Origin of the sequence: Bacillus sp. GMs2/2 (assembly GCF_050172095.1) — a bacterium.
Taxonomy (GTDB): Bacteria; Bacillota; Bacilli; order Bacillales; family Bacillaceae_G; genus Bacillus_A; species Bacillus_A cereus.
The window spans coordinates 1-7,645 of record NZ_JBNLYE010000186.1; the positions used below are offsets into that span (position 1 = coordinate 1).

Genomic DNA, 7,645 nt, shown 5'->3' on the forward strand with positions numbered 1-7,645 from the left:
TTTTTGCACAGGATAACTTATATGAAGAAATTCAAAAGCATGCAAAACAATATGAGATTGCACCTCAAAATGCGATGATTGATAAGATATGGAAAGCAACACCAGGATATAATGGAAGACAAGTTGATATGGAAGCATCCTATAACAATATGAAGAAACTAAAGGAATTTGATCAAAAACACCTTGAATTTAAGGAAGTATCACCGAGTGTCCACTTAGAAGATTTATCACCTGCTCCAATTTATAGGGGGCATCCGAATAAAAAGATGGTGGGATTAACAATAAATGTGGCATGGGGAAACGAGTATTTGCCTCGTATATTAGAAATATTGAAAAAGCATGATGTGAAGGCGACTTTCTTTTTAGAAGGACGTTGGGTGAAAGAAAATTTACGATTTGCAAAAATGATTGTCGATGCAAATCAAGAAGTCGGAAATCATTCTTATACGCACCCTAATATGAAAACGCTATCGTCTGATGAAATACGAGAGCAGTTACAAAAAACAAATCGAATGATTGAAGCTGCTACGAATCAAAAGGTGAGATGGTTTGCCCCGCCGAGTGGAAGTTTTCGGGATGAAGTCGTGAAAATCGCTGATGATTTCCAAATGGGAACGATTATGTGGACTGTCGATACAATCGATTGGAAGCGACCTGAGCCAGATGTACTATTGCAGAGAGTAATGAGAAAAATACACCCAGGTGCTATCGTATTAATGCATCCTACTTCGTCAACGGCAGAAGCATTAGATACAATGATTAAAAAATTGAAGGAACAAGGATATAAAGTAGGGAATATAACAGAATTACTGGATGAAAAACGTGTGGATTAAATACATTTGCATGACATTCATCCTTAAACTTGTTATCATTAAATAATAGCACTTATTTAGAGAAACTGGCAGTAGGAGGAAAGTTTTTGATTAAAAAATATACTTGTAAAAATGGTGTAAGAATAGTTATGGAGAATATACCAACTGTAAGATCGGTTGCGATTGGTATTTGGATCCATGCGGGATCAAGAAATGAAAATGAAAAAAATAACGGGATTTCTCACTTTTTAGAGCATATGTTCTTTAAAGGGACAGAAACACGTAGTGCACGCGAAATTGCAGAATCATTTGATAGTATTGGTGGGCAAGTGAATGCTTTTACTTCAAAAGAGTACACTTGTTACTATGCAAAAGTGCTAGATGAACATGCTAAATATGCTTTAGATGTATTAGCTGACATGTTCTTTAATTCAACATTTGATGAAGAAGAATTGAAAAAAGAGAAGAATGTCGTATGTGAAGAAATTAAAATGTACGAAGATGCTCCAGACGATATTGTGCATGATATGTTAACGAAAGCAACATATGAAACGCATCCGCTTGGATATCCTATTTTAGGAACAGAAGAAACACTTGATACGTTTACAGGTGATACGCTACGCCAATATATTAAGGATCATTATACACCTGAAAATGTAGTTGTTTCAGTTGCAGGAAATATTGATGAAGCCTTCTTACAAACGGTAGAGCAATATTTCGGTAGTTATGAAGGAACAACAAACCGTGAACAAGTACATAGTCCAATTTTCCATTTTAACAAAGTAGCACGTAAAAAGGAAACAGAACAAGCTCATTTATGTTTAGGATATAAAGGCTTACAAATGGGACACGAAGATATTTATAACTTAATTGTATTAAATAACGTTTTAGGCGGTAGTATGAGTAGCCGTTTATTCCAAGAAGTACGTGAGCAACGTGGGTTAGCTTACTCAGTATTTTCTTACCATTCTTCTTATGAAGATACAGGTATGTTAACACTGTATGGTGGAACAGGTAGTCAACAATTAGATACACTGTATGAAACAATGCAAGAAACATTAGAAACATTGAAAAATACAGGTATTACAGAAAAAGAGCTTATTAATAGTAAAGAGCAATTAAAAGGAAACTTAATGTTAAGTTTAGAAAGTACGAATAGTCGTATGAGCCGTAATGGTAAAAATGAATTGCTACTTCGTAAGCATCGTTCACTTGATGAGATTATCGAAAGTGTAAACACTGTAACAAAAGAAAATGTAGATGGGTTAATTCGTAACATGTTTACAGATGAATTCTCTGCAGCATTAATTAGTCCAGATGGAAAACTTCCAAAAGGAATAAAACTATAATCAACTTTTACGATGTATCTGAAAATAACCTTCTCTCATTTTAAATGAGAGAAGGTTATTTTTTTTATACATATAGAATAGGTACTAATTATAGACAATGCAAATGAAAAATTTAGTAGGGGAGTGGAGTGAGTATGCGATTAAGTGAATTAAGCGGTAAAGAGGTTGTAGATATAGAAAAAGCGGAAAAAATGGGAGCCTTAGGTTATATGGATTTAGAGATTAATGAGAAAGACGGACAAATACAAACACTTATAATACCTGTAGGGAAGTGGGGAGGTTTTAAAAAGGAACCACAAGAAGTAAGAGTAGCATGGAGTCAAATAAAGAAAGTCGGACACGATATGCTTCTTTGTGATAGTATAGATCGTTCAAATTCGGAGTGAAGGATGGCCATTTTGGTCATCTTTTTTTGTATCTACATAGAAACCTGATAAATCATATGTGCATTTGGATTTTCAATCACCATAAACTCGTACATTACATATGATGTGGAGGAAAAAGAAAAAGTAGGCACTTTTCTTATAAATGACAGAAAAAGAAGGTGAATTAGGGAATGTTGACTGAGATGCATATTGCTGTCATAGGAGGAGATGCAAGGCAGCTAGAAGTAATTCGTAAGCTAGTTGAATTGGATGCGAAACTTTCTTTGATAGGTTTTGATCAGTTAGATCATGGTTTCACAGGGGCAGCAAAAGAAAGTATACAAAATTTAGATTTCACTTCTGTAGACGCAATTATTTTGCCGGTTGCCGGTACAAATGCCAAAGGAGAAGTAGATACTATTTTTTCAAATGAAAAAGTTTCAATAACGAAAGAACAAATTGAAAATACACCAGAACACTTTACTATATATTCAGGTATTGGTACATCTTACTTGGAAAATCTCGTATCTACTACGAATCGAAAACTTGTTAAATTATTTGATCGTGATGATGTAGCAATATACAATTCTATTCCAACGGTAGAAGGTACATTAATGATGGTAATTCAACATACCGACTATACAATTCATGGGTCCAATGTAATGGTTCTAGGATTTGGGAGAACAGGAATGAGTGTTGCGAGAGCATTTCAATCATTAGGAGCCCATGTCAAAGTTGGAGCAAGACGATCTGAACATATTGCACGTATTACAGAAATGATGTTTTCTCCTTTTCATATGCAAGACATAGAGAAAGAAGTAGGAAATATCGATATTGTAATTAATACGATTCCGCATCTCGTTGTAACAGCGAATGTTATTGCAAAAATGCCAGCTCATACGTTAGTGATTGATTTAGCTTCTAAACCAGGCGGTACTGACTTTAGATATGCGGAAAAAAGAGGAGTCAAAGCATTGCTAGCACCTGGATTACCAGGTATTGTTGCCCCAAAAACGGCTGGGCAAATTTTAGCAAATGTTCTTTCTCAGTTATTAGCAGCAGATGCAATTGCAAAGGAGGAGGAAAAGAAATGAGTTTGAAGGGGAAACGAATTGGTTTCGGATTTACAGGTTCACATTGTACGTACGAAGAAGTAATGCCTCATTTAGAAAAATTAATTGCTGAGGGAGCAGAAGTACGTCCTGTTGTTTCTTACACTGTTCAATCAACAAATACTAGATTTGGAGAAGGAGCAGAGTGGATTAAGAAGATTGAAGAAATAACAGGTTTTAAAGCAATTAATTCAATCGTTGGTGCAGAACCACTAGGACCTAAAATTCCACTAGATTGTATGGTAATTGCACCACTAACAGGGAATTCTATGAGTAAATTTGCAAATGCAATGACAGACTCTCCAGTATTAATGGCAGCGAAAGCGACGTTAAGAAATGGCAAGCCTGTCGTATTGGCTGTTTCGACGAATGATGCTCTAGGGCTTAATGGAGTAAATCTCATGCGCCTAATGGCAACAAAAAACATCTACTTCGTCCCATTCGGCCAAGATGCACCAGAGAAAAAACCGAACTCAATGGTAGCTCGCATGGAGCTGCTGGAAGATACAGTGTTAGAAGCGCTGCAAGGGAAGCAATTGCAACCGGTGGTCGTAGAAAAATTCAGATATATGAATTAAAAAACGAAAAAAAACGGACAATTTTTGATGAAACCATCATTCTTACTGTAGAATATGATAAAATTAACGTTATTAAGATCAGAAGGGGTATTGTATACTCCTTCTGATTCTAAGTTATAGAAGGATTGGTATCTAGAAAGGGGCATAGTGATGGAAAAGCAAAAAACTTTTCATGTCGCTGTAGTTGGAGCAACCGGCGCAGTTGGTGAACAAATGTTAAATACTTTAGAGAAACGAGAATTTCCAATCGGGAAATTAACGTTACTTTCATCTAAACGATCTGCAGGTAAGAAACTTGTATTTAAAGGCGAAGAATTTACAGTTCAAGAGGCAACTCCTGAAAGCTTTGAAGGAGTAGATATCGCACTATTTAGTGCTGGTGGATCTGTATCGAAACAATTAGCGCCAGAAGCAGCAAAACGCGGTGCGATTGTTGTTGATAATACAAGTGCATTCCGTATGACAGAAAACGTGCCACTTGTTGTACCTGAAGTAAATGAAAACGACTTAAAAGAACATAATGGTATTATTGCAAATCCAAACTGTTCTACAATTCAAATGGTAGTAGCTCTTGAGCCAGTTCGTCAGCAATATGGTTTAAAACGAGTAATCGTTTCCACATATCAAGCTGTATCAGGTGCTGGTGCGGCAGCTATTGAAGAACTGCATGAACAATCACAAGCAATCTTAAATGGCGAAGAAGTTAAGGCAAATGTTCTTCCTGTATCAGGTGATAAGAAGCATTTCCCAATTGCTTTTAATGCGATTCCACAGATTGATAAATTCCAAGATAATGGATTTACGTTTGAAGAAATGAAAATGATTAACGAAACGAAAAAAATTATGCATATGCCTGAATTAGAAGTAGCGGCAACATGTGTACGTTTACCAGTTGTATCAGGACACTCTGAGTCTGTTTACATCGAAGTAGAAAAAGAAGGCGTAACAGTAGCAGAATTAAAGAGCTTACTTGCAAATGCGGAAGGTATTGTTCTGCAAGATAATCCAGAAGAGCAGTTATATCCAATGCCAGCTACTGCAGTAGGTAAAAACGAAGTATTCGTTGGAAGAATCCGTAAAGATTTAAATAACGATAAAGGATTCCATCTTTGGGTCGTATCTGATAACTTATTAAAAGGCGCTGCATGGAATTCTGTTCAAATTGCAGAGCGCTTAGTAAAATTACAATTAGTGTAAACGGCTAAGAGAAGGTGCAAAATATGAAAATAATTGTTCAAAAATTTGGTGGCACATCAGTACGTGATGACAATGGACGTAAGCATGCGCTTCATCATATAAAAAAATCATTAGCTGCTGGTTATAAAGTAGTTACTGTCGTATCTGCTATGGGCCGTAAAGGTGAACCATATGCAACGGATACGTTATTAAGTCTTGTAAATCAAGAGGAATCTACTATTTCTAAACGTGAGCAAGATTTATTATTATCATGCGGAGAGTTAATCTCTGCAATTGTTTTCTCTAATATGTTGAATGAGAACGGTATAAAAGCAGCAGCATTAAATGGTGCACAAGCTGGTTTTGTAACGAATGATGACTTTACGAATGCAAAGATTATTGAAATGAATTGCGATCGTATACATGAAGAGTTAGAAAATGTAGATGTAATCGTCGTTACAGGATTTCAAGGGCAAACGAAAAAAGGTGATACGACAACACTTGGACGCGGAGGTAGTGATACTTCAGCTTCAGCATTAGGTGTTGCACTTCATGCTGAATATATCGATATATTCACTGATGTAGAAGGTGTTATGACTGCGGATCCTCGTATTGTAAAAGATGCACGTCATCTTCAAACTGTAACGTATAACGAAATTTGTAACATGGCTTATCAAGGTGCGAAAGTCGTTCATCCACGTGCAGTTGAAATTGCGATGCATGCAAAAGTGCCACTTCGTGTACGTTCTACGTATTCTGAAAGTGAAGGTACTCTTATTGCAGCATACGATGGTGCTACAAAAGGGCAGGATGTAGAAGAACGTCCTGTTACAGGTATTGCCCACGTATCGAACGTAACGCAAATTAAAGTACTTGCAAAAGAAACGGCATACGACATACAGCAGCATGTATTTAAAGAAATGGCAAACGAAGGCATTAGTGTTGATTTAATTAACATTTCTCCTACTGGTGTAGCTTACACAGTAAATGATAATGTATCAGCTCGTGCTGTCGAAGTGCTAAAACAACTTGGATATGAGCCAATTGTGACAGAACATTGTGCGAAAGTATCTATCGTTGGAGCTGGAATGGCAGGCATCCCAGGGGTTACTGCAAAAATCGTTACAGCTTTAGCAGAAAAAGGTATTCAAATCCTGCAATCGGCAGATAGTCATACAACAATTTGGGTTCTTGTAAAAGAAATTGATTTGGTGGAGGCTGTAAATGCATTACATAGTGCGTTTGAGCTTTCAAAAGAAAAGCAACTGGAACAATAAGGAGTGAGACCATGATAGATTTTGGGACAATTGCAACCGCGATGGTAACACCGTTTGATATAAACGGGAATATCGATTTTGCAAAGACAACGAAATTGGTAAATTATTTAATTGATAACGGTACAACAGCAATCGTGGTAGGAGGAACGACAGGAGAATCTCCTACATTAACTTCAGAAGAGAAAGTAGCGTTATATCGCCATGTCGTATCTGTTGTCGATAAAAGAGTGCCCGTAATCGCTGGAACAGGTAGCAATAATACGCATGCTTCTATTGACTTAACTAAAAAGGCAACAGAAGTTGGTGTGGATGCAGTAATGCTAGTAGCACCGTATTATAACAAACCGAGTCAAGAAGGAATGTATCAGCATTTTAAAGCAATTGCTGAAAGTACGCCGCTTCCGGTTATGCTATATAACGTTCCGGGACGATCTATTGTACAAATCTCCGTTGATACAGTTGTTCGTTTATCAGAAATAGAAAACATTGTTGCTATTAAAGATGCCGGTGGCGATGTGTTAACAATGACAGAAATCATTGAAAAAACAGCGGACGACTTTGCGGTATACAGCGGTGATGACGGTTTAACGTTACCAGCTATGGCAGTTGGAGCGAAAGGTATCGTTTCGGTAGCATCTCATGTTATCGGAAACGAAATGCAAGAAATGATTACAGCATTTCAAGCAGGAGAATTTAAGAAGGCACAAAAATTACATCAATTACTTGTAAGAGTAACTGATTCATTATTTATGGCGCCAAGTCCAACTCCAGTAAAAACAGCGTTACAAATGGTTGGATTAGATGTAGGTTCTGTACGTTTACCACTTCTTCCATTAACAGAAGAAGAAAGAGTAACGTTACAATCTGTAATGCAATCTATCCCTCGTTAATAAAAAATGACCTAGTGTAGAACTAGGTCATTTTTTATTATATGCAAATCTTTTCCTCTTTTTCTCACTTATATGTGTTCTTATAA

Annotated in this window: 8 protein-coding genes; all 8 read left to right on the forward strand. The window is 36.7% G+C overall.

What is annotated here, in order from left to right; translation table 11 throughout:
* On the forward strand, nt 1-833 hold an 833-nt coding region (locus ACQGS6_RS19205; RefSeq protein WP_426965445.1), incomplete at its 5' end, for a polysaccharide deacetylase family protein.
* Between the two features lie 86 nt (nt 834-919).
* Nucleotides 920-2,161 (forward strand): M16 family metallopeptidase, encoded by a 1,242-nt coding sequence (locus ACQGS6_RS19210; RefSeq protein WP_000592989.1) that lies wholly within the window; start codon nt 920-922, stop codon nt 2,159-2,161.
* Nucleotides 2,162-2,295: 134 nt separating this feature from the next.
* Nucleotides 2,296-2,547, forward strand: a complete 252-nt coding sequence (locus ACQGS6_RS19215; protein WP_001239756.1) for a YlmC/YmxH family sporulation protein — start codon at nt 2,296-2,298, stop codon at nt 2,545-2,547.
* 170 nt (nt 2,548-2,717) lie between these two features.
* On the forward strand, nt 2,718-3,620 hold the full coding sequence (gene dpaA, locus ACQGS6_RS19220) for a dipicolinic acid synthetase subunit A (protein WP_000954742.1): 903 nt from the start codon (nt 2,718-2,720) through the stop codon (nt 3,618-3,620).
* Complete coding sequence (gene dpaB / locus ACQGS6_RS19225; RefSeq protein WP_000053596.1) at nt 3,617-4,216, forward strand: dipicolinate synthase subunit B; 600 nt, start codon at nt 3,617-3,619, stop codon at nt 4,214-4,216. The genes dpaA and dpaB overlap by 4 nt, the downstream gene beginning before the upstream one ends.
* A 150-nt stretch (nt 4,217-4,366) precedes the next feature.
* Complete coding sequence (gene asd, locus ACQGS6_RS19230) at nt 4,367-5,413, forward strand: aspartate-semialdehyde dehydrogenase (RefSeq protein WP_000414846.1); 1,047 nt, start codon at nt 4,367-4,369, stop codon at nt 5,411-5,413.
* A gap of 23 nt (nt 5,414-5,436) precedes the next feature.
* A complete protein-coding gene (gene dapG / locus ACQGS6_RS19235; RefSeq protein ID WP_000692453.1) occupies nt 5,437-6,669 on the forward strand; it encodes an aspartate kinase in 1,233 nt (410 codons plus the stop codon).
* A gap of 11 nt (nt 6,670-6,680) precedes the next feature.
* Nucleotides 6,681-7,559 carry a 4-hydroxy-tetrahydrodipicolinate synthase gene (gene dapA / locus ACQGS6_RS19240; RefSeq protein WP_000564763.1) on the forward strand — a complete coding sequence of 293 codons (879 nt, stop codon included), beginning with the start codon at nt 6,681-6,683 and terminating at the stop codon, nt 7,557-7,559.
* The last annotated feature ends 86 nt before the right edge of the window (nt 7,560-7,645 follow it).

Excerpts from the sequence above, each read along its gene's own strand:
- ACQGS6_RS19215 (WP_001239756.1), top strand. The coding sequence starts at position 2,296 with ATGCGATTAAGTGAATTAAGCGGTAAAGAGGTTGTAGATATAGAAAAA.
- dpaA (WP_000954742.1), top strand. The coding sequence starts at position 2,718 with ATGTTGACTGAGATGCATATTGCTGTCATAGGAGGAGATGCAAGGCAG.
- dpaB (WP_000053596.1), top strand. The coding sequence starts at position 3,617 with ATGAGTTTGAAGGGGAAACGAATTGGTTTCGGATTTACAGGTTCACAT.
- asd (WP_000414846.1), top strand. The coding sequence starts at position 4,367 with ATGGAAAAGCAAAAAACTTTTCATGTCGCTGTAGTTGGAGCAACCGGC.
- dapG (WP_000692453.1), top strand. The coding sequence starts at position 5,437 with ATGAAAATAATTGTTCAAAAATTTGGTGGCACATCAGTACGTGATGAC.
- dapA (WP_000564763.1), top strand. The coding sequence starts at position 6,681 with ATGATAGATTTTGGGACAATTGCAACCGCGATGGTAACACCGTTTGAT.